Source organism: Streptomyces sp. NPDC093510 (assembly GCF_040683555.1).
Taxonomy (GTDB): Bacteria; Actinomycetota; Actinomycetes; order Streptomycetales; family Streptomycetaceae; genus Streptomyces.
This window is the reverse complement of sequence record NZ_JBFBEE010000007.1, coordinates 1,571-21,951: the sequence shown is the minus strand read 5'-3', so window position 1 is coordinate 21,951 and position 20,381 is coordinate 1,571. Positions and strand designations below refer to the sequence as shown.

Sequence of the window (20,381 nt, the reverse complement as noted above, 5' to 3'; positions counted from 1 at the left end):
GGAGTTCGTCCTCTGCTTGCTTGTAGAGCTTCTGCCAGCCGGTCACCCGGGCGGGATTGACCTTGATGATGCCGTCCCGGGCCGCCTGTTCCATGACACGGACCAGGACGGCGATCGTGTTCTTGACGTGGAGCGGCTGTGTTCGTCGGCGATCCAGTTCTGCACGGTGCGGTCGACGAGACCGTTGGTGATTATCCGCACCGCGATGTGCCCCAGGGCGGGGACAACACGCATCCGCCACCCCGACAGGTAGGGGTCGAGCGTTTTCAACTCCAGGCCGCGCATGGCGAGGTCCATGTTCGCTTCGCCGTATTCGGCGAGCTTCATGGTGGCCAGCGACGGGGTCAGGCCCGCCTGTGCGGCTTCGACGATGGCTTGGAGCCATTCTTGGGCCTCGTCTTCGCTGTCCTTGCCCTCGGAGAGCGACTGGCGGCGTTTGCTGGTGGGGTCGGTCCACCGGACGCGTGCCCGATACGGAGTGGGGCGGTCAGGGCGGTGCTCGATATCAGTGGAGAGCCGGACACCGACAGGAACGATGGTCTTATCGGCCATTGAGCCCCTCGGCGGGGACGGTACGTCGGCGGCGCAGCCATTCCTCGACGTCGAGGACGCTATACATGACGACGCGTTCCGAGACCGGGATGAAAGGCGGCCCCTGAGGAGGCTGGGCGGTGCGCCAGCGGCGCAGGGTTGAGGCGTCCACTCTCAGGCGCGTGGCGAGTTCGCTGGTTGAATACCAGGCGTTGGTCAGGAGAGGCGCTTGGTTATCAGGCGAGACGACATGATGGCGAGGAGCTGCAGGGTACGCTGCGGCCTCCTTCTCGTGATGCGGTTCGGCGTTGGCAATGGTTGTTATCGGCTCATTGGGCAAGTGCGGCTGTTCTCCGGGGAGTACGGAACACTAGACGGATCTGTGAAAGAGTCCAGAGACGGACGACACAGTTCGCGACTGGAGAACGCGCGCGGCGAATTTCGAGTCGGTAGTGGCGACGCGTCAACTGTCGCTTAGGTCCGTGGTTGCGCTCGGGGGCGGACGTTGGCGACATAATCGTCTCTGGAAAGGCCGGTTTGGCTAACCGGCGTTTCCGGTCTATGTTGCTACCGCGTCGGATGGCAGCAGGACGCTGAGCTGCGCAGATGGCCTTTCGGCTGTTTCGCCGCCGTGTTCGTCAACGCAGCCGGAAGTCAAAGTGGGGTCCCGCGGGACCCCCACCGCCGACGGTCGCTCTTTCGGTCCTGTGCAGGGTGAGTGGGGCGTGGGCTGCGCTTCGTCCATCGGCGGTCCGCCTTGAATGAATGGTGGCGCCAGCTGCTGAGGCTCGTGACGGGGAGGGGCCTGAAAGGAGGGGCCAGGAGATGATGTTCGGCCTATGGTCTGCTGACGGTCGCTGGAGCGGTGGTCGGGCCCATGTGGAGTCACTGACGTCGGCTCCGTTTATGTTGGCGGCATGGTCGTCATTCCGACGGTCGGTGTTTGCGGACGGCGTTCAGGTAGGGTCAGCCTGCCTTTGGCGTCCACGAAGGCTGGAGCAGGACGCGAATGACCGCTTGAAAGCGCAGTCCGAGGCCATACAGCGAGCAACCCGTCGAGCTGGCGCGGCGGGCGAAGGCAGTAGTTTTGGTCGAGCGTCCGATTGCCGAGGGGCGAGTCGGTTTCACCGACCTCGATGACGACGAGGTTTCAGAGTTGAGGTGTGCGGTCGATTTCGCCAAGCGGCACGGCCTGGAACCGCACGGCAAACGCATCGAGAATGCCCGGATCGGCGTATCGGTGGTGCCGGCAAGCACACGACAGACTTCACTGCACTCGGCTGTGGCCGCACTCAAAGAAGATGACCCTTAACGTTCCACGGTTGGTACGTTCTGCCGCGAGCCGCGAGCCGCGAGCCGCGAGCCGCGAGCCGCGAGCCGCGAGCCGCCATCGCCCCGCAGCGGCTGCTCACGCTTTCGCCGCTGGCCATCGACCGCGGGTCGGTATGGGGACCTGTCAACACGGAACGGTGTTCGGGGCACCGCAGATCGGCGGTGTGTACACGCCTCGGAGGCGTCCGGCCTGGACGTCGTCGACCTCTACCGCAATGCGAAGGCTCCGCAGTTCGGCCGGTACGGCATGATGCATGTCCGCAAGGCCAAGGGCACCAAAGGGTCGGGGCCCCGGCGGCGGAACGTCGCCAGCATCATGCCGTGGGCGGTCGAGGCTCTGGAGGACTACGTCGTCAATGTCCGTCCCCGCTACGGCTTCCCGAGCCATCCGGCCCTCTGGCTGACCGAACGCGGCGGCCGGCTGCAGGTCCGCGAGATCGAGGACCGGTTCGCCCTCTACCGCGACGAGTTGGGGCTCCCCGAGGAGCTCGTGCCGCACTGTCTGCGGCATTCGTACGTCACCCACAACATCGAGGACGGCGTCGACCCGAAGTTCATCCAGGAACAGGTCGGCCACCTCTACGCCTCCACGACCGCCCTCTACACCGCGGTCAGCGACGACTTCGCGAACACCATGATGCTCAAGGCCATCGAGTTGGCCTTCGACGGCGACCCCGGCCCGCGGGCCACGGAACTGAGCGGATCACGATGACAGCCAAGCTCGACTACAAGTGGCACCTGCGCGAAGTCATGGCCACCAAGGGCATGTTCTCCACCACCGACCTGCGGCCCCTGCTGGCCGAACGGGGCATCGACCTGTCCGCCAGCCAGATCTACCGGCTCGTGGTCGAGACCCCGGAACGGCTCAACCTCAAGGTGATGATGGCCCTGCTCGACATCCTCGGCTGTTCGATGGACGACCTGATCGAGCCGGTCGCCGCGGGGCGGCCCCGGGCCAACAAGGCCGCGGACGGCACCGAGACCACCGGCGTCGGCGAATTCCGGCCCAAGCGGGCCCGGATCACCCGTCCCTCATGAACGAGGAGGCGAGCCGGACCGCGGCCGACCCGCACGCGATCATCACCGAGCTGGTCGTCGCAGTCGAGCCCGGTCAGGTCCCGGAGACCATCCGGTCAGCAATCACACAGGCCGTCGGGAACAAGGCGGCAGCCGTCCGACTGGCCCAAGCTCTCCAAGACGGGCTGCTGACCTCGGGCCGGCCCGAAGGTCCGGCCTCGGTCGAACGATTCATCCGCATCCTGATCGAGGCTGGCGCCGTCAACGTCGTTCGGCCGCCCTGCTCACGCTGCGGGACTTCGGATCTGTGACCGCTGCGGCTCCAAGCGAGCGATCGACGACGGCGGATGGGCCTGCACGAAGTGCGGCACGCAGAAGCGGGTGAGTACCTGCCGGGACCGCGATGGCCGACACATCTGCCTCAACTGCTACCGCAAGCAGTGCACCGACGACCCGGAGACGGAACTCCTCGACTACCTGGCTGGAGCAGGCCTGGGACTGGACGAGACCGATCTCCGGTCAGTGATCACGGCGGTGACCGGCGAGAAGGGACCGCATACCCGCCGCCTCGTCTGGGACCTTCAGAACCAGCCGGGGCTCCTGACCGGACAAGCTCCCCACTACTCGCCCCGGACGTTGCTGCTGGTCAGCACGCTCCGCGACGCAGGTGCACGAGACGTCCCGGCACCGAAATGCCCTCGCTGCCAGCGCACGGTCCGGCTCGGCTACACGATCAACAAGCTCCGCGTCTGCGGCACCTGCTACAATCACTCCACGGCCCAGCCCTGCAAGTGGTGCGGACGAACCCGTCCCGTCGCCGGCAGAGACGCAGCGGGAGCCCCGTTCTGCAACAACTGCCGCGACAAGGAGCCGGTCTGCCAGGAGACGTGCATCCGCTGCGGGCGACTCCGCGCCGTCTCCGTCCGCACCGACGAGGGGCCGATCTGTCTCGGCTGCCGCAAACCACCCAGCATGCAATGCACCTCCTGCGGCAAAACCCGCCCCTGCTTCCACAGCGCAACAGGCTCCCCGCGCTGCCGAGCCTGCCTGACCAAGCCGGAGCCTTGCACCGACTGTGGGCGACTGAAAACCGTGGTCGCACGCACTACACGCGGACCGTTCTGCGAGAACTGCTGGGAGAGAGCCCCGGAGGCCGCCAAGCAGTGCAAGGGATGCGGCACCATCGAGAAACTGTTCCACTACGACCTGTGTCGACGATGCGCGGGAGAACGCCACCTGCGCAAGCTCCTGACCTCGCCGGACGGGACGATCCGCCCTGAACTCGACAAGGTCGTGTCCGCCCTCCTGGACTTCAATCCCCGCCGGACACTGCTCTATCTGCGGGAGTCGTCCACGGCCAACCGACTCGTCGCCGACCTTGCCTCCGGAGCATGCGAGCTCAGCCACGAAGGCCTCGACGCCCACATAGCCGGACAGCGTGACCTGGCCGTCGACTACTTCCGAGCCGTCCTCGTCTCCGTCGGCGTCCTGCCCTCCCGGGACGAGTACCTGGCCCGGCTTGAACGGTGGATCGAGAAGAAGATCGGGACCATCGACGACCTCGAAGACCGCAAGTTGATGGCCGCGTTCGCCCGCTGGGACCTGATCGCCCGCATCCGGCGGCGAACCCGCGGCAAGGCGATCGCCGCCCACACGGCCGACATCGCCCAGACCCGAGTCGCCAAGGCCATCGCCTTCCTCAAGTGGATCAAGGATCAGGGCGAGACGCTGGCAACCTGCCAGCAAGCACACATCGACCTCTGGCTCACCTCCGAGGATCACCAAGGCCCCTACAACGCCCAGCCGTTCGTCGCCTGGGCCGTCCGCAGCAAGAACGCATCCCAGATCAGCATCCCCGCCCGGCCCCGGCGGGCCTTCCCCCGCCCGCTCGACGCCAACGCACGCTGGGACATCGCCCGCCAGCTCCTCAACGACGACTCCATCGAGACAAAGGACCGCGTGGCCGGGCTCATGGTCCTGCTCTATGGCCAGACACCCGCCCGGACCTGCCGTCTGACCACCGAACACGTCACCCAGGACGAGAACGGCGTCTCGCTTCAGCTCTACAAGATCCCGTTGAGAGTGCCCCCGCCCCTTGACGATCTGATCCTCCAACTCGTTGACATCGCCAACGACCAGCACACGGCGACGTCGAACGAGCTCAATAAACCCTGGCTCTTCCCGACCCAGCGGCCCGGACAGCACCTGACCAGCAAGCGACTCAACGCTCGGCTGCGAAGGATCGGGCTCCCACCCGAATCCGGACGATGCGCGGCCCTGCTCGACATCTGCACCACAATGCCGCCGGCCATTCTCGAACGCCTCCTCGGCGTCAGCGCCCCGGCTGCCGAGCGATGGTCGGCCGGAGCCGTCAGGACCGCCTACGCGGCCGAGGTTGCAGGTCGTTCCCCGCTTAGTTGAGCGACAGACGAATGCGTCGCATCGGCGGGTTGGCCTCGGTGATCCGCGCGAAACTACCGACAATACGTGAGAGTCATGCAGGAAGGAGCTGGACGACCCCCACCCACGGGAAGTCGCCCGTCTTATGAGTCGCGCGAACGCTCCAGCGTCCTGCGGGCACAGGAACCTGGGCCTGCTCCGGGAGACCTCCCTGGTCCGGGTACTCCACAGCGAGGTCCGCTCCGGCTACGGCGGAGTCCAGGAGAACCGCCGATCCATCGGTCTCCCACACCCCACCGTCCTCCCAGTCGGTGGCGGGATCGTCCAAGACGGTCCTCGCGGCCTCAAGGAGCTCGACATCTGAATTAGCGGCGAGCCACCGCACGAAGACGTTCTGTTCGGAGAGGTAGCAGGTCGTGGCTGGTTCGTCCGCCAACACCAACCCCGAGGCTTCCACACCAACGCCGACGATCCCGGCCCAGCCCTCTACGTCGCATGCGCGGTCGTAATCGTCGGCAACCTCAGTCCCGCCGACGATGATCCCGTCCTCCGTGCAGCCACCCCACTGGTCCACAGCAGAGGTCGGGATAACGATCAATGGGCCACCCATCGACCGCACCCAAGCGAGGTCGGCGTGGAGGTATCGAGAGCTGTTGCGAGACGTCGTCATGCGATCAGTCTGCACACTTCCACCGACAGCGGCTGGGGAGCTATTCCGCACCAGCCAATATCCGAACCTACCGACACTCGCCAAAACCCTGCACCGCTCCGAGTTCTACCACCTCGGCAGCGCCGCCCACCCCGCACACCCGACCACCGCAGAGGGAAAGCCCGCCGCACATCTGGGGACCGGCGCGTATGCGCTGGATCTTCTCTGCACCAACCCAGGGCCGCGCGGGCGTTTGGTTGGTGAGGGCAGGCACCCGGCACGTTCAGCTAATTCGGAAGCCCAGGTCCGCGAGGAAGTCACGAGGGTGCATGACCTCGATGTCCTGTTCCCGAGCCCTCTTCGTCAGACGATCATCCCCTGTCACGAGGACGCATTGCTCGTATTGGGCGGTGACGCCGATCAGGGCGTCACGGGTATGCCCTTCAGAGCCCGACCTCAGTTCCTCAAGCGTCGATGTCCCACTGCTCAAGCGGGCCTGGTCAAGGCGCGAAACGTTAAGGACGAATCCACCGCTCGGGACGAGACGGCCAAGGCTGAATCAGCACGAGAAGTAGCAGACGCCGCTTCTCCAGATCACCGGTCTCGGCCAGCTCATCGACGGTGACGTGTGGGAAGAGGATCTCGACGTTTCCGCTGTCGACAGCTGCGCGAACCGCCTCGTAGGCACCCGAGTGCAGTGCGATCGGGTCCACCGCGTTGGAGTCCAGGACGAAGTGCCGCATGGTGCGGACCGTACTTGCTCGCGGCTGTGCCGCGTGGGAGGTGCCCGGTGACGAGCATTGAGCATGTTGCGACGCTGGCGACGTTCGGGGCGGTGTGGGCGGTCCTTGCGGTCGGGCACAACCTGGCGGATCACGTGATCGGTCAGACCGACCGACAGGCCGCGGGTAAGGGTGCGCCGTCGGCGACGGATGTCGCCGACGGCGTGAACCCTCGGAAGGGCTGGGGTGCGTGCCTGGCTTACGTCACTTCTGTTGGGCTGGTGGCTTAGGAGCCCTCCCCTGGGTAGGCATCTGTGCTGGTCAAAGCCTCAAGGACTGGTGCGACGGTGGTCGACAGATGTCGTGCATGGCATACGAGATCATGGGCGTGACCGGTCGGGGAAGACACAGGGGGTAGGGGAATCATGGTTGCGTTCCACGCATCCGCGCTGGACGGAGTGGCCCGAAATCCGGCGCTGCCGACGCCGCTGCTGCTGCGCCTGCTCGCCCTCGGGGCAGACGGTGACCGTCCGCCCCGTGACGTTCTTCACCGGGCCGGACTCCCCGAGTCGGCCGTCGCGCTGATCCTGGCCCACCCGAACCCGGGGGCCCGGATCGATTTCGCCATGAGTGTCAGGGCGGAGCCTGCACAGCGGGCTCGACTCGCGGACGATCCTTCTCCCAAGGTGCGGGCAGCTCTCGCATATGGACCCGAGGTGTACGATCCGCGCGCAAGGGTCGCGCCGCTCCCGGATGCCGTGTGCGCCCGCCTGCTCGACGACCCGGAGCCTTCCGTACGCGCGGCACTGCTGGAGTCGCCCCATCTGGCGCCATGGTTCGTGGCATCGATGGCCACTCATCACCGTGCGGCAGCGCGCCGGGAAGCGGTGCGTGCATGGCCGTCCCTGTCGGCGGGCGAGCGGTCGGCACTGCTGGCCGACCCCGACCCCGAGGTGCGGCGGGCCGCCGAGTTGCAGGAGTGCCGGCGGGACGCCCGCGTGACCGCCGAACTCCTCCGCGACCCGAAGTCCGCCGCCGAGGCACTGCGCTGCGGGCTCCTTGACCGTGCCGGCGCCGAGCGGTGCCTCGCCGAGCGGACGCACCTGGCGGCCCTCGCCGAGAACCCGTCGCTGGCCGCCGACCTCGTAGAGCGGCTCGCCGTGGACCCCGACGAGGCCGTACGGCTCGCCGTCTCCCTTCGGCCCGAGCTGGACGAGACGCGGCGCATGGCCATCGACTTCACGGCCGGGGATCTCGACAGGGGTGACGGCGTGTGGTGGGTACGGGACGGGCTCGCCGACCCCGAGGTAATGCGCCGGGCCGCGACCTCCGCTCACCCGCTGCTCCAGCGCGCCGCCGCCCGGAGCCCCCATCTGCCGCCTAACCTGCTGCGCCTGCTTGCACGCGTCGAGGACCCGGTGGTGGAGAACCTCTTGGGCATTCACCATCCCGACGCTCCGGAGGAGGTCCTGATGCGGGTGTTTGCGCGGCTGGGTGGGACGTTCTCCGCCTGGATGGCGGAGACGCACCCTCGGTTTCCCTGCGAGGGCCTGGCCACCCGCTACGGGAACCACCCCGACGGGAACTACCGCCGACTGGCCGTACGGGATCCGGCCGCCACGCCGGAGCTGATCGAACGGCTCAGCCACGACCCCGTCGTCTGGACGCGTCAGGCGGCGGCCCGCGATCCGCGCCTCCCGTTCCACCGGCTCCGCGAGGCCCTCCTCGTCCCCGAACTGGCATCCAGCGCGGGTGCCAACCCGGCGCTCCCCGAGGACGAGATGGCCGCCGTCCTGGACCGGGCTGGCGTTCCCGCCTGACTGCCGGGCGGAACCGACTTGCTCGCACCCCAAAGTGAAGGCTGCGATCCACCGACCAGCGGTTCGTCGACTCCGTCGCCCGCTACCTGGAGAACACCGCCCGCTGCCCCGCCCAAGCCCACCAGGAGAAACACATGACTGACCAGGCCGACACCGAGCAGCCCGAGCAGGACATCCTCGCCCAGCTGAGGGAAGCCGCGGAAGCGCTGGAGCGGTCCTCGCAGCAGCTCGCCGAGACCATCGAGCCGCTCTACGTGACGGCGAGGCCTGACCAATCCCCGAAGACCAGGCCGTGGCCGCTGCCCTTCCAGGCGTCGCCTGCGGCCTTCCTGCCGACGAGCTGATTCTCTGACCCGGACCGACGGATACCGTGGGAGTATGCACAACGATCACCACGACCTCTCCTGGATCGGCGAGCACGCCTGCGCCGACACGCCGTCTCGCGACACACCAGGTATGCGTGACGGGATCTCGTTGACCGCGATACGCGGCATTGACACGTCCGCGTGGCTCGACCACCTGGGCGCTGTCACGACCGGGACGCCGGTCGCGTACCGGGACTACACCATCCCGGACGACGTCGAAGGGTCGCTCGCCATGGTCGGAACCAGTGGCGACTGGTCCTTTGTCCTGGAGGACGGGGACGCGGCCACAGTGTTCCTCTCCCAGTTCGACAACGATGACGTTCTGTCCCGTGAAGGAGAGGAGATGGTGTGCGTGACGCTCAACCGCCACGATGCGCCTGCCATGATCCTCTACTCCTCTCCGGCCGATGACCGGATGGCATGGTCGGCTGATTTCGGCACGGCCTTCCTGGACGGGTACTCCGCGCTTCCCGAAGACACCGCGGCCCGCCTGTCCGTTCTTGACGACAGGCTCGCTGCATACGGTGCCGTCCATGCCCGGCTCGCTCCTCCGGCCCGTCCGTGGTCACAGATGGGCCTGTCGGACTGGGCGCCGGCCGTGTATCGGGCCGTCGGCTGCCTGTTCGGCATCCGGATCGACCGGGACGACATCGAACAGGGACAGCTGCCCGCGGTGGTACTGCCGGAGCCCGTGTAGAGGCGACCAGGACACAAAGAGGGGAGGGGCGGCACGCCTGGCTGGTGTGCCGCCCCTCCCCAGTGCTGTTACAGGGTCAGCTCGTCTTCATGGTGCACTTGAAGACGCCGTTCTTGTCCTCGCAGTCGCCGCTCATGCCGGTCTCGAGCCAGTACGCGTCGCGGTCGTCGAGACGGAGCTTCTTCGCGAAGCCCGCGGAGAACGCGGACATGGACCCGGAGTTGTGTTTTCCGGAGATCGCTGAGCGTCCGCAGACCTCCTTCCAGGTCGGCTTCATACCGTCGATGTTGAGCAGGTGCACGCCGTCGGCCTGCTTCTTCGCAAAGGTCTGCACGCACTCGGAGCCGGAAGCCACCGGGTTGAGGCCGTCCTCGCTCTTGGGCTGGCCAGCACTGTTGTACGAGGCGTTGAACGCGAACTCGTCGCAGTTCGGCTTGTCGGTCGCATCCTGCATCGCGCCCAGGTCGCCGTACTTGTTGGCCCAGCCGTCTTCGTCGCAGACCACGGCACGGTTCTTGCCGTTGCGGCCACCTGGCAGGTAGTAGAGCGGCGTGTTACGGGTCTTCACGCCCATGGTGTTCGGCAGCTTCTCCTGCAGCAGCCAGGCGTGTGCTGCGGCCTGCGGGAACTTGGCCGCGTTGAACGTGTACGTGGGGGCGACGTTGACGAAGATGCAGCCGCTCTTGCCGAAGGCCTTCTTCGTGTCGCAGCGGATCATTTCGAGGTCGGACGGGTCGTCCATGCCCCACTGGTAGCCGACGTCCTGGAGGCCGGGCGTGTTACCGGCTTGGAGGATTCCGGCGATGCGGAAGTCGGTGCGGAAGTCGAAGGTCCGCTCCTTTTCTGTGTCGTCCCAGGTGAACGTGGTCTTGAGGTTGGCTTCGTGGGTGTCGGCGGCCGACGTCCACAGCGGCTTGCCGTCCCAGTCCTCGTACGGCGCCTTACCGGGGTCCTTGCACTGCGTATGGCCGGTGCAGAACTGGTCCTTCATGACCATCTCGATGGCCCGGAACAGCGGCGAGATGAGGACGGGCTTGATGTTGACGCGCTGCGTCCAGGTGGTGGTGCCGTCCAGCGAGATTTCGCGGGTCATGCTGAAGTACGCGGTGGCGTACGGCTTGCCGTCCATCTTGTAGTAGGCGGGGAGCGTCTTGCTCTCGCACTCGACAGTGCGGGTCGCGAACGCGGCCCTGCTCTCACCCGATGGGTTGGTGGCGCACCAGTCGGTCATGCCGTTGGCGGCTCGGGCTCCCGGCGCGCGTGCAGCCTTCTCCTTGACCCGCTTCTGCTGTTCCTTCAGCTTCTGCTGGACCTCGGGGGGCAGTTCGTCGAACGTGAGGGACGGGCCGAAGCATGCCTGGGCGCCGTTCTTGTCGACCGGGCCGCACTGCTCCTTGAGCGGGGTCTTCCTCGCCGTCGGGCTGTTGGAGACGGGGGCTCCGAGGGGTCGGGTGATCACGCCGGTGGGGACCTGTGCCGACTGATCCGGGTTCGGGCTGTTCGTATCCGGATCGGGGAGCTTGAGGTCGACGGAGTAATCGCCACCGGTGCTGGTGCCGTTTCCGCTGAACGCCACGCTGACGGCATCGGATGCTCCGCCATCGTTGGCGGTGCGGACGTTCAGTGTGTGCGAGGCGCGGGCGACCGCGGAATGCAGGCCGGTGTCGGCGGAACGCAGGCTGGTGTCGAACGTCACCGACGTCTTACCGACGGCGTCAACGCGCTTCCACGCGGCACCGTCGAGCTGCCATTCCACCCACTTCGCCGTGTGGCCGGCGGGCAGGTTGACGGTGAACTCGCCCGGTTTACCGTTGTTGGCGACACTGGTCGGCTTGGCCGGCTTCTCCACGACCGGCACTGCGACCTTGAACTTGGACCACGGTGACCAGTCGGACTCGTATGCCTTGCCGTCGTAGGCGGAGGAGCGGACGAGGTAGGAGACGCCGTTCTTCAGCTTGCCCTTGGGGACGTTGACCGAGGTGGGCTTGCCGGATGCCACGTAGTCGGAAACGAGGACACCGTACTGGTTGGTGTCGCTCAGCTTGACCTTGGAGACCGGCTTCCACGCGGCGTCTGCGGTCCAGACTTCGAACGTGGAGGTCGTGGTGTCGCCGTCCGCGTCGATGACCGTGTTACGCAGGGCGGGTGTTTCAGTGTTGGTCTGCCACACGCCGGAGGTCTGCGTGAACGGCGGCCCGACCTGGGGTCCCTTGGGGGTGTTCGGTATCCCGTTTGCGGCCCGCCCTGCTGCGCCGGGAGCGCCGAACACGTGGGGCGGTGTCGCCGACGGCTTCTCGTCGGCTGCGGCCGCGCTGACGTCCCCTCCGACGTCGTCGGCCACGACGACCTGGATTACACCCGGCTCACCGAGGACTTCCTGCTGCGGGACGACGGACCCGACCTGGTCGACGACCGCGCCGCACAGAGCCTCACCGCCCTGTGCGAAGCGGTCGTCACCCACTGCACGATCGATCAGTTCGCCGACTTCCTCACCGAACAGGTCCCCCAACCGCGCGCCGCCTGGATCCTTGGCTGCACCCTGCACCCTGCACCCTGCACCCTGCACCCTGCACCCTGCAGCTCGCCGGCCGCTGACGACGGCGCCCGCTTCTGGTGGCAGTACGCCGCCGGCGCCGGCGACGTCCCGCTGCCTCCTACTGCCTCTACCTGCAACACCTCGCCCGCGGTGACACCTACGCCGCTGCACTGTGGCAGGGCCAGGCCGTCGTTCACTCCCCGCAAGACGGTGACACCGCCGACACCGGCGAACAGGCCCCGGCCTGCCAGGTAATGACCGCCGACACCAGCCTGTCCACGCTCCTGCGTGTCCTGAGCCGGCTCAGCCGCACGAGCCCGCGCACACAGGCAGCCCAGGCCGTCATCGAATTCGTCACCGCTTCTGTGACCGCCAGCTACGACCAACACCCCGACCTCGAGTTCCCGGTGCTGGGCCGCCCTCAGTTCGTTTAACAACTGGTCATCCTCGCGGCGTCCCTGAGCGACCGCCCCGACACCGCCGAGACCGCGCCGGCCGAGGAACTGCCCAACCGGAGCGGCTGCGCCACCGGCCACCTTCCGGCGCCTGGGCGCAGACAAGGCCCCGAGGGCCTGTTGGTGGAAGTCACCGCCGGCGACCACGAGAAGGCGTCAGCCCGGGTGTTCTTCAAGGAAGCGGTCGCTGTCTGCTGGGAAAAGGCGATCCTCGCCGGCAGCACGAACGGTACCGCTATGGCCTACTACCTCAAACGCTTCCGCGCACGAGCCGCACTGGCCCGGTCTCCCGACTCCGCCTTCGCGCCCAACGCCCGCCTCATGTCGCACCCCCACCTCTCTGTCCGATACAGTAGATCTTGAACTGGTCGCCACAACGCGCGGCAACCGGCGATGCGTTGGTGGTCCAAGGAAAGACGCCCCGCTTCCTGCGGGGAAATGCAGGTGCAAGGCCTGCCCGGCGCTCGATCAGAGGCCCGTTCACGCACAGCGTGTACGGGCCTCCTCGCTTTTTACACTCACGCGCGGGGCGCTCGAGGATATGGCGATTCGTTGCCGCCCGTGCCCACCATGCCCCCCCAGCCGCCGCTGCCCGCGTCGCCGCCTCCGCCGCCACGTCCTCGGTGGTCGCGGCTGACCGGCTGGCTCGGCCATCGCAGCAGACGCCGCTGATCCATACGGCCTGGCGCCCGATGGTGACGCCGTCGATGGTTCTTGCCGTGGAAGCGCATGAGGAGCCGTGCGCCCCCATCGCTCACAACGAGCTCGCTGCGCCGTCCCGGCGTTTCGAAGAGATCGCGGTGCGCCTCCAGGTCGGCAACCTGGACCAGAAGGTCGAGGCAGGCAGCCACGAGATCGACCAGAACCAGGCTCAGATCATCGAGCTGCTGCCAGTTCGTGGGGCAGCGCCCCGACGCCAGCTGACTGCCCGAGGCCCCGGTCCGGGCCCTGTGTTCGAGGCCGATGTTGGTGCGCAGGTGCTCCTGCCGACCAGGTGGCACCATGCGGAGCGGCAGCCGCCGCTCGCCGATGTCCGCCGCAGCTCTGCCTTTCTGTACGCCCGAAGTGGCTGCGGATTGAGACGACAATCCCCGCGCGTGTAGCCCATGACCGCGTCTTCTCGGCCACTTAGCCGTCGGTGCTTGGCGCGCGGGGTGCAACGGTCGTGTTCAGGCGGGTGGGCTCCGTGAAATTCCGGCCGTTTTGTACCGATCTTGCATGAAGGCCATTTCATTTCACATGGAACGACCGTTCGAGAGAATCGCCGCGTGCCTCGGGAGCGACGTGTGCCAGATTGTGGGCCCCTCGTGACCGCTGGGGTCTGCGAGGTCCGTCTTCCTGTGGGGGGAAGTCTTGATGCAACGCACCATGGGTGCGCGTGTTTCGCGTGCCCGGAAGAGAACAAGCCTCGCCACCGCCGCCGCTCTGGCCACCGGCGCTCTCACCCTGTCCCTGCTGCCGGCGACCGGTACTGCCGCGGCCGAGGAGCCAGGGTCGGCGTGGGGCAAGGACGCTCCGTCGTTCACGATGCCCGACGTGAAGGTCGGCACCAACAAACCCGTCGCGTCGCAGGCCGAACGCACGCCCTCGGACGAGGTCGCGGCCTGGCGCGCGCAGCAGAAGAAGCGCGCCGAGGGGACAGAGCCGGCGTCGGCGTCCTCTCGCTCCGTCCATGAGATCCCGGCCCATGTGCCCGAGGGCCAGGGTGACGTGCCGTGGCACCGGATCAGCAACTTCGCGATCACCGACGCGCTGACGGCCCGGATCAACTACTCCACCGGCAACCTGATGCTGACGGCCACCGACTTCTCCATCGCGGGGGTCGGCCAGGAGCTGACCCTGGCGCGTACCTACAACTCGCTGGACGCGCCCTGGGGCAAGGTCTCCCAGCGGTGGTGGCAGCAGTACGAGCGCTACCTCCAAGTCCTCGAGGGCGAAGTGGTGCTGTACGACGCCTCCGGCGACACCCTGCGGTTCAAGAAGGCCGCCGACGGCTCCTTCACCACGCCCAAGGGCTACTCCAAGGAGCTGAAGAAGAACGCCGACGGTACCTACATCGTCACCAACTGGAAGTCGCACACCAAGGACACCTACAACGAGCACGGCACCCTGACCAAGGTCACCGACAAGAACAAGGGCGCCATCACCGTCACCCAGCATGACAAGGGCAGCGAGCACCAGGGGTTCAAGCTGACCGAGACCCGCTCGGACCGCTGGATCGACCTGGTCAAGACCGACGCCTCGCAGTGGCAGGCCAAGGACAACTCCGGCCGCACCGCCGTCTTCGACCTCGACCCCGACGGCAACCTGCACAAAACCACCGACGCCGAAGGCAAGACCACCACCTTCGGCTACGACACCTCCAACCGCCTGACCAAGATCACCACAGCCGAGGGTCGCGTCACCGTCTTCACCTACGACAGCGCCAACCGCGTCACCTCCATGCTGCGCGCCACCGACTTCAACGGCTCCGGCCACACCGGACCCACCTGGACCTACGAGTACGACGCGTCCTCACCCACCGCTGCGGGGACGACGAAGGTCACCGACCCCGAAGAACACGTGACGCGCTATGAGCACGACGGTGACGGAGAAGTCGAGAAGGTCACCGACGCGCTGGACCACAAGCGGTCCACGAAGTACGACGCGAACCACAACGTCGACACCGCCACCGACGCCATGGGCACCGGCACCACGCCCGGCAACGTGTCCGACTACGGCTTCAACACCCGCAACAACCTGGAGTCCATAAAGTCGCCGACCGGCGGGAAGTCGACGACCAGCTGGCAGACGATCGCTGGCGGCGACAAGCCCAAGGACTCCACCAACGCCGACGGCGAGAAGACCTCCTACACCTATGACACGGCCGGGAACACCAAGTCGGTGGCGCAGACCGGCACCGGCGGCGGACACGTCTCCTACACCTACAACCCCGCCACCCCCGACTGCGGCGGTTTTGAGGGCCAGCGGTGCACGGCCCAGACGAAGATGTCGTCCACGAAGACGGTGAAAACGTCCTTCACCTACGACCGCAAGGGCAACCTCACGAAGGCCACCCCGCCCAAACCGCTGGGGCAGACGACCTATACCTACGACGAGTTGGGCCGCACCGAGACCCTCACCGACGGCAGGGGCATCAAGAAGGTCTTTACCTACGACCACCTCGACCGCATCAAGACGGTCTCCACCAGCAACGGAACGGTCCGCTACTGGTACGACGGTGACGGCAACCTGCGTCAGCGCGACGACTCCACCGGCACCGTCACCTACCAGTTCGACCCGCTCCAGCGCGAGACGGTCCGGACCCTGCAGGACGGCTCGCAGACCCTGCTGGCCTACACGCCCGCGGGCAACGTCGACTACTACCAGGACCCGGCCGGCAAGACCGACTACACCTGGAACGAGGTCAACAAGCTCAAGGAGTTCAAGGACCCGGCGGGCAAGAGCACCACGTACAAGTACAACAACAACGACGTCCGCACCCAGACCACCTACCCCGGCGGCACCGTGCAGATTGTCGATGTCGACAACTCCAGCCGCCCCAAGAACATCAAAGCGACCTCCGGCAAGGGCACCCTGGTCGACCTCACCTACACCTACGGGTACGGCACCGACGCCAAGACCGACGGCGACAAGATCCGCACCAAGACCGACGCGGTGACCGGCATGAAGACCAGCTACACCTACGACGGCGCCGGACGCTTCTCCTACGCCGCCGAGAACAAGGGCTCCACGCTCAACTCGTCCTGGCAGTACTGCTACGACTTGGCGGGCAACCTCACGAGCCAGGGCACCGCCGAGGGCTGCCCGCGCGGCACGACGTACAGCGTCAACGACGCCCAGCAGATCACCGCGAAGAACGGCTCGTCGACGAACTGGTCCTATGACCTGGCAGGCAACGAGACCGCTGGGGCCTCTACCTCGGAGGGCACCCGGACCGGGGAGAAGTGGTCCGATCACAGCCAGCTCACCTCGCTGACCGTCGCGGGTAAGACCTACGCGGGCCAGTACGGCTCCACCGACCAGAGTGAACGCATCAAACTCGGCGACACCTACTTCCACAACGGCCCCCACGGCCTCTCCGCCGCCTCCACCGGCGGCGTCGACACCGGCTTCAACCGCGAACCCGGGGGCACACTCAACTCCATGGCCCAGGACGGGAAGACGTACTTCTACCTCACCGACGCGCTCGGCTCCGTCGTCGCGCTCGCCGACGAATCGGGGGCGAAGGCCAACACGTATAGCTACAGCCCCCGTGGCGTAGAGCGGTCGACGTCCTCGGAGAAGGTCGTCCAGCCCTACCGGTTCGCCGGCGGCTACCAGGATCCGACTGGCCTCTACCACTATGCGGCCCGCTACTACGACCCCAACATCGGCCGCTTCACCCAGCCCGACCCCTCCGGCCAAGAGGAGAATCCCTACCTCTACGCCGAGGGCGACCCCGTCAACCGCATCGACCCAACCGGGCTCTTTGGCTTCTCCGACGTGATGGACGTGGCTGAGAAGGTCGTCACCGCAGCCACAGGATGCCTCGCTGGAGTCGGTGCTGCCGGTGAATCCGGCATTCTTACCGCTGCTACGGGGTTCTTCGGGACTCCTGGCACGGTAGCCGCAGGTGGTGCCGCATGCGCAGTCGGAGCGGGGGCTGCATTCATGAACGCTGACATCATCTCCTACGGATAATGCTTCATCGGAACGCTTGACTGGGAGTGGCCGCGAAGAGTCTGCGGCCACTCCTATCAACCTGGCCAAAGGGGAAACCCGTGCGACCCGAAGTGAAACTGACCGTATTCACCGTTCTGGCAACACTATTCGGGGTTCTCTGCGTATCAATAGGTGCCAGTCGGGGGGACTACTGGCTTTTGGGGGCGGGTGTGGCCGCCGCAGGGTTCGGTCTCTTCCTGGGCGGCTTGATGATTAGGCGTCAGGCCGCGAAAGGCAGAAGATGATTCCTGGTGCAGCCCCGGGGCGCGGTTACGGGCCGTGGAACGCGCAAGCATGCCGGAGAAGGTTTCCCCGTCGTACCGGTTTCCGGTGGCTGAGTGAGAGGAAAATTAGTGAGTTGGAAAAGTATGCCAGCGGCGCTAAAAGCGCTGCATGGCTTACCTTTTTCACTCGCGGTTATGTTGAACCTGGCAGAAGCACTGTGGCACCCGTCTGGCAACGCGTGGCTTGTCATGCGCGTCGCAGCATCAGTGCTTTTCACCACTGCCTTGCTCGCATTCATAGGGCTCTGGGTGTTCCGGAATCGGCAACGCAGAGCAAGGACAAGGTAGACGATGACCCCGCCCAGATGTCTGGGCGGGGCCATCGCGTATCAGGGTCAAATGAGGGCGTCGTTGACGCCGACGCCAGTACAGCTCTTGACGGTGTGCTGGGCCGGTCGCGGGCGGTGCTATCGGTGGGTGCCTGGGAGGGTCAATCACTGCCGCCATCGAGGGGGATTCGATTGGCAAGGCATGCGCAGAACAGGGCGCTCTGGGAGCGGCAACTGGTGGCGCTGGCTCGTTGGCAAAATGGGAATGAAGGCGCTCAAGAAGTAAAGAGTCCGAAATTCGAATTCCCCAGCCGCGGGTGGGGGAATGGGGCGACTGCGGGAGCGCGCAAGTGCTTTCGCAGTCGAACGAAAGGACAGGGGATGAGCCGGCATTCAAAGCGTCTCAGTGTTTTCCTTGGCGGCTTGATGATTCTAGGGCTTATCTTCTGGCCGATCATGGTGTGGATGTCAGGGCTGGGGCAAGGTGCCAGGTGGGTTATAGGCATACCCATGCTCATTGTTCTTTTCGGTTACATGTTCATGGGTGGCATACGGGCCAACCAAGGAAGTCGGCGGTCCTGAATACGGGGCTGGCAGAGACCTCCCGCAACACACAACGCTCCCGTGCCGTTGGTTGAGGTGTTCCACGCCTCAACCCATAGCACGGGAGCCCCGCTGACCTGCTCTTCTGCCGCACTCGACCTGTCGCACGTCCTGGTCGAGTGGGTCACCATGGTCATCGTCTAGACCGCCTTCAGAACTTCCGTGTTTTTCTCAGTACACGGCTGAGAGAAATGAAAGGGGATGGATGCCCGGACCGCGTGGGTAATGGCCCGTCATCCGGAGGAGCGCGGTTACGCCATGGGCCACCTGGATGACGATCGGGCCGCGGACTGAGCAGAGCTCAGGCGCCTGCCTTAGGCTCGCGCAGAGCGACCCCCTCGCTGGCCACGGCCTCGCCGATGCCGTCGGTGGACCACAGGGCGCGGGCGAGAAAGTACAGGGCGATCATCCCGGCGTAGATGAACGCACCCCAGCCGAAGATCAGCAGGAAGACGTTGGCACCGCCGCGCGGGGCGCTGTAGGCGACCCCCTGCCCGGTGGTGAACAACCACGGGAACCAGGCGGAGCGGACGAAGCCTCGATCAGCCGATCGCCGGGAAGGGCCAGGAGATATAGAAGCCGTGCTCGATCTCCAGGCAGAAAGGCCGGTGGAGATCCCGAAGTCGCGGGCCCCCTGGTCGTTCGCCTTCCGGGCCCGGCTGCCGGTGACCACCCGTACCGTCCCGGCCTGCGCGCCCGCGGCGGCTCGACAGCACCCAGCCGCGCGCCCCGCCCATGTCTGCGGCCTCGCTCCGGCCTGCGGCATCGTCACCACCGTAGCGAGCACGGAGGAACGAAGGGCCGTCTCCCGGCGACTCGTGTCGTCCGACATGGATATGTCAGCGGTCCCGACATCGGAAATGCCAGTGGGAACCCGCAGGCGAGGGTCGTCACGCTTCTCGTCCGCAGCTAAGCCTCAGCCGGGAGGCTGGTGCGCCGGGCGGCCAGGGCGGCCGCCGTGGGGTCGGGCTGAAGCGGACCGTGCCCTCCTTACTGCTCGTTTCAAATGAAGTTCGGAGTCGTCTCAAGCAGATGATGCTGCAAACGAGTTGGAGCAGGTTGAGGTGGATGTCCGAGCGTAAGGATGACGCTCGCTCGCGCCGTGCCCGCGCTGATCGACCGCGACGACCTGATACCGGGCAATCAGCCGCGAGGCCACCACCTCCCACTCACCCGCATGACCGGCCAAGCCGTGCAGCGGCACGACCGGCTCACCCGGCCCGCCCCGGTCCCGGCAGACAAGCCGAACCTCGTCGCGCACCACCACACGCTCGGACCACACCACGACCGCCCCCAGGAATCGTCTCGCCCCGATCACGCCCCGACAGCCACGAGCCGCGCTCAAGGCCTCCCTTCTCAAAGGCGCGTCGCCATGAAACACCGGCTACGTCCGCGGCGACGGTGCCCTGCGACCGCAGCGGGGCGACTGCCACTGTCAGACCCAGGTGGCAGCATCACCGAAGTGAACGCCCTAAGGCGTCCTCAACTCACCTCCGTCGCGAACGAAGAGGAGCATTCCCCTTGCGACTGCATCGCGTAGCGCCCGGCATCGCCGCGGGCATCCTTGCCCCGGCCCTCCTGCTCGCCACCCCGTCCTTCGCCGCCACGGCGGCACCGACTGCGGTGACGGTGCCCGCGGTGTCCTCGTCCGCGGACGAGCCGGACGCCGACGATCTGAGGGTGGCCATAGTCCGGATCCTCGCCGACCCGGACAGCGGCCGGCGTGTGACACGAGAAGCCAACGCCCTCCTGGACGCCAACGACCCCGAGGCGATGCGCGCCTGGCTGGAGACCGGCTACCGCATCGCCCAGGCCGAGGACGACCGCGTCGCCATCACGCGTCTGCTCGCCGACCCGGACAGCGGCCGGCGTGTGACACGAGAAGCCAACGCCCTCCTCGGCGCCAACGACCCCGAGGCGATGCGCGCCTGGCTGGAGACCGGCTACCGCATCGCCCAGGCCGAGGACGACCGCGTCGCCATCACGCGTCTGCTCGC

Annotated in this window: 21 protein-coding genes and 1 pseudogene; 15 read left to right on the top strand and 7 right to left on the bottom strand. The window is 66.6% G+C overall.

Annotated elements, in window-relative coordinates:
- Positions 1-42 precede the first annotated feature (42 nt).
- Positions 43-552 (bottom strand): hypothetical protein, encoded by a 510-nt coding sequence (locus AB0N81_RS13035; protein WP_365357867.1) that lies wholly within the window; start codon positions 550-552, stop codon positions 43-45.
- Positions 542-871 (bottom strand): helix-turn-helix domain-containing protein, encoded by a 330-nt coding sequence (locus AB0N81_RS13030; protein WP_365357866.1) that lies wholly within the window; start codon positions 869-871, stop codon positions 542-544. The genes AB0N81_RS13035 and AB0N81_RS13030 overlap by 11 nt, the downstream gene beginning before the upstream one ends.
- Positions 872-1,618: 747 nt before the next feature.
- Here AB0N81_RS13030 and AB0N81_RS13025 point away from each other — a divergent pair.
- From AB0N81_RS13025 to AB0N81_RS13005, 5 genes are all read left to right on the top strand, one after another.
- Positions 1,619-1,843 carry a hypothetical protein gene (locus AB0N81_RS13025; protein WP_365357865.1) on the top strand — a complete coding sequence of 75 codons (225 nt, stop codon included), beginning with the start codon at positions 1,619-1,621 and terminating at the stop codon, positions 1,841-1,843.
- A gap of 267 nt (positions 1,844-2,110) precedes the next feature.
- Positions 2,111-2,575 (top strand): tyrosine-type recombinase/integrase, encoded by a 465-nt coding sequence (locus tag AB0N81_RS13020; RefSeq protein ID WP_365357864.1) that lies wholly within the window; start codon positions 2,111-2,113, stop codon positions 2,573-2,575.
- On the top strand, positions 2,572-2,901 hold the full coding sequence (locus AB0N81_RS13015) for a helix-turn-helix transcriptional regulator (protein ID WP_365357863.1): 330 nt from the start codon (positions 2,572-2,574) through the stop codon (positions 2,899-2,901). The genes AB0N81_RS13020 and AB0N81_RS13015 overlap by 4 nt, the downstream gene beginning before the upstream one ends.
- Positions 2,898-3,191 carry a hypothetical protein gene (locus AB0N81_RS13010; protein ID WP_365357862.1) on the top strand — a complete coding sequence of 98 codons (294 nt, stop codon included), beginning with the start codon at positions 2,898-2,900 and terminating at the stop codon, positions 3,189-3,191. Before AB0N81_RS13015 ends, AB0N81_RS13010 begins: the two co-directional genes overlap by 4 nt.
- Positions 3,192-3,972: 781 nt before the next feature.
- On the top strand, positions 3,973-5,301 hold the full coding sequence (locus tag AB0N81_RS13005) for a zinc ribbon domain-containing protein (protein WP_365357861.1): 1,329 nt from the start codon (positions 3,973-3,975) through the stop codon (positions 5,299-5,301).
- 73 nt (positions 5,302-5,374) lie between these two features.
- On the opposite strand, the gene AB0N81_RS13000 is transcribed toward AB0N81_RS13005, so the two are convergent.
- Both AB0N81_RS13000 and AB0N81_RS12995 read right to left on the bottom strand, forming a co-directional pair.
- Entirely contained in the window at positions 5,375-5,950 is a 576-nt protein-coding gene (locus AB0N81_RS13000) for an Imm21 family immunity protein (RefSeq protein WP_365357860.1), read from the bottom strand.
- Positions 5,951-6,444: 494 nt separating this feature from the next.
- The gene (locus AB0N81_RS12995) at positions 6,445-6,672 is read right to left on the bottom strand and encodes a hypothetical protein (protein ID WP_365357859.1); all 228 of its coding nucleotides are present in this window, start codon (positions 6,670-6,672) and stop codon (positions 6,445-6,447) included.
- A 47-nt stretch (positions 6,673-6,719) separates the two neighbouring features.
- On the opposite strand from AB0N81_RS12995, the gene AB0N81_RS12990 reads away from it, so the two are divergent.
- From AB0N81_RS12990 to AB0N81_RS12975, 4 genes are all read left to right on the top strand, one after another.
- Positions 6,720-6,941: a hypothetical protein gene (locus AB0N81_RS12990; RefSeq protein ID WP_365357858.1), complete on the top strand. Its 222-nt coding sequence runs from the start codon at positions 6,720-6,722 to the stop codon at positions 6,939-6,941.
- A gap of 135 nt (positions 6,942-7,076) precedes the next feature.
- Positions 7,077-8,471, top strand: coding sequence for a Mucin-2 (locus tag AB0N81_RS12985; RefSeq protein ID WP_365357857.1), 1,395 nt, complete (start codon positions 7,077-7,079; stop codon positions 8,469-8,471).
- A gap of 134 nt (positions 8,472-8,605) precedes the next feature.
- Complete coding sequence (locus AB0N81_RS12980; protein WP_365357856.1) at positions 8,606-8,815, top strand: hypothetical protein; 210 nt, start codon at positions 8,606-8,608, stop codon at positions 8,813-8,815.
- A 34-nt stretch (positions 8,816-8,849) separates the two neighbouring features.
- Positions 8,850-9,533: a hypothetical protein gene (locus AB0N81_RS12975; protein WP_365357855.1), complete on the top strand. Its 684-nt coding sequence runs from the start codon at positions 8,850-8,852 to the stop codon at positions 9,531-9,533.
- Positions 9,534-9,609: 76 nt separating this feature from the next.
- Here the strand turns inward: AB0N81_RS12975 and AB0N81_RS12970 are convergent, their stop codons facing one another.
- Positions 9,610-11,994 (bottom strand): hypothetical protein, encoded by a 2,385-nt coding sequence (locus AB0N81_RS12970; protein ID WP_365357854.1) that lies wholly within the window; start codon positions 11,992-11,994, stop codon positions 9,610-9,612.
- Positions 11,995-12,146: 152 nt separating this feature from the next.
- Here AB0N81_RS12970 and AB0N81_RS12965 point away from each other — a divergent pair, with 152 nt between their 5' ends.
- The 5 genes from AB0N81_RS12965 to AB0N81_RS12945 all read left to right on the top strand — a co-directional run bounded on the left by AB0N81_RS12965 (position 12,147) and on the right by AB0N81_RS12945 (position 18,528).
- Positions 12,147-12,503, top strand: coding sequence for a hypothetical protein (locus tag AB0N81_RS12965; RefSeq protein ID WP_365357853.1), 357 nt, complete (start codon positions 12,147-12,149; stop codon positions 12,501-12,503).
- 144 nt (positions 12,504-12,647) lie between these two features.
- Positions 12,648-12,887 (top strand): hypothetical protein, encoded by a 240-nt coding sequence (locus AB0N81_RS12960; protein ID WP_365357852.1) that lies wholly within the window; start codon positions 12,648-12,650, stop codon positions 12,885-12,887.
- A gap of 260 nt (positions 12,888-13,147) precedes the next feature.
- The gene (locus AB0N81_RS12955; protein ID WP_365357851.1) at positions 13,148-13,627 is read left to right on the top strand and encodes a hypothetical protein; all 480 of its coding nucleotides are present in this window, start codon (positions 13,148-13,150) and stop codon (positions 13,625-13,627) included.
- Between the two features lie 265 nt (positions 13,628-13,892).
- Entirely contained in the window at positions 13,893-17,207 is a 3,315-nt protein-coding gene (locus AB0N81_RS12950) for an RHS repeat-associated core domain-containing protein (protein WP_365357850.1), read from the top strand.
- Between the two features lie 1,198 nt (positions 17,208-18,405).
- On the top strand, positions 18,406-18,528 hold the full coding sequence (locus AB0N81_RS12945) for a hypothetical protein (RefSeq protein ID WP_365357849.1): 123 nt from the start codon (positions 18,406-18,408) through the stop codon (positions 18,526-18,528).
- A 157-nt stretch (positions 18,529-18,685) separates the two neighbouring features.
- On the opposite strand, the gene AB0N81_RS12940 is transcribed toward AB0N81_RS12945, so the two are convergent.
- Together AB0N81_RS12940 and AB0N81_RS12935 are read right to left on the bottom strand one after the other, a co-directional pair.
- The gene (locus AB0N81_RS12940) at positions 18,686-18,892 is read right to left on the bottom strand and encodes a hypothetical protein (protein WP_365357848.1); all 207 of its coding nucleotides are present in this window, start codon (positions 18,890-18,892) and stop codon (positions 18,686-18,688) included.
- A 570-nt stretch (positions 18,893-19,462) separates the two neighbouring features.
- Positions 19,463-19,669 (bottom strand): annotated as a pseudogene (locus AB0N81_RS12935) (alpha/beta fold hydrolase); the annotation flags it as partial.
- A 236-nt stretch (positions 19,670-19,905) separates the two neighbouring features.
- On the opposite strand from AB0N81_RS12935, the gene AB0N81_RS12930 reads away from it, so the two are divergent.
- On the top strand, positions 19,906-20,381 hold a 476-nt coding region (locus AB0N81_RS12930; RefSeq protein ID WP_365357847.1), incomplete at its 3' end, for an ALF repeat-containing protein.

Excerpts from the sequence above, each read along its gene's own strand:
- AB0N81_RS12985 (WP_365357857.1), top strand. The coding sequence starts at position 7,077 with ATGGTTGCGTTCCACGCATCCGCGCTGGACGGAGTGGCCCGAAATCCG.
- AB0N81_RS12950 (WP_365357850.1), top strand. The coding sequence starts at position 13,893 with ATGGGTGCGCGTGTTTCGCGTGCCCGGAAGAGAACAAGCCTCGCCACC.
- AB0N81_RS13010 (WP_365357862.1), top strand. The coding sequence starts at position 2,898 with ATGAACGAGGAGGCGAGCCGGACCGCGGCCGACCCGCACGCGATCATC.
- AB0N81_RS13000 (WP_365357860.1), bottom strand. The coding sequence starts at position 5,950 with ATGACGACGTCTCGCAACAGCTCTCGATACCTCCACGCCGACCTCGCT.
- AB0N81_RS12980 (WP_365357856.1), top strand. The coding sequence starts at position 8,606 with ATGACTGACCAGGCCGACACCGAGCAGCCCGAGCAGGACATCCTCGCC.
- AB0N81_RS12975 (WP_365357855.1), top strand. The coding sequence starts at position 8,850 with ATGCACAACGATCACCACGACCTCTCCTGGATCGGCGAGCACGCCTGC.
- AB0N81_RS12995 (WP_365357859.1), bottom strand. The coding sequence starts at position 6,672 with ATGCGGCACTTCGTCCTGGACTCCAACGCGGTGGACCCGATCGCACTG.
- AB0N81_RS13015 (WP_365357863.1), top strand. The coding sequence starts at position 2,572 with ATGACAGCCAAGCTCGACTACAAGTGGCACCTGCGCGAAGTCATGGCC.
- AB0N81_RS13035 (WP_365357867.1), bottom strand. The coding sequence starts at position 552 with ATGGCCGATAAGACCATCGTTCCTGTCGGTGTCCGGCTCTCCACTGAT.
- AB0N81_RS13020 (WP_365357864.1), top strand. The coding sequence starts at position 2,111 with ATGATGCATGTCCGCAAGGCCAAGGGCACCAAAGGGTCGGGGCCCCGG.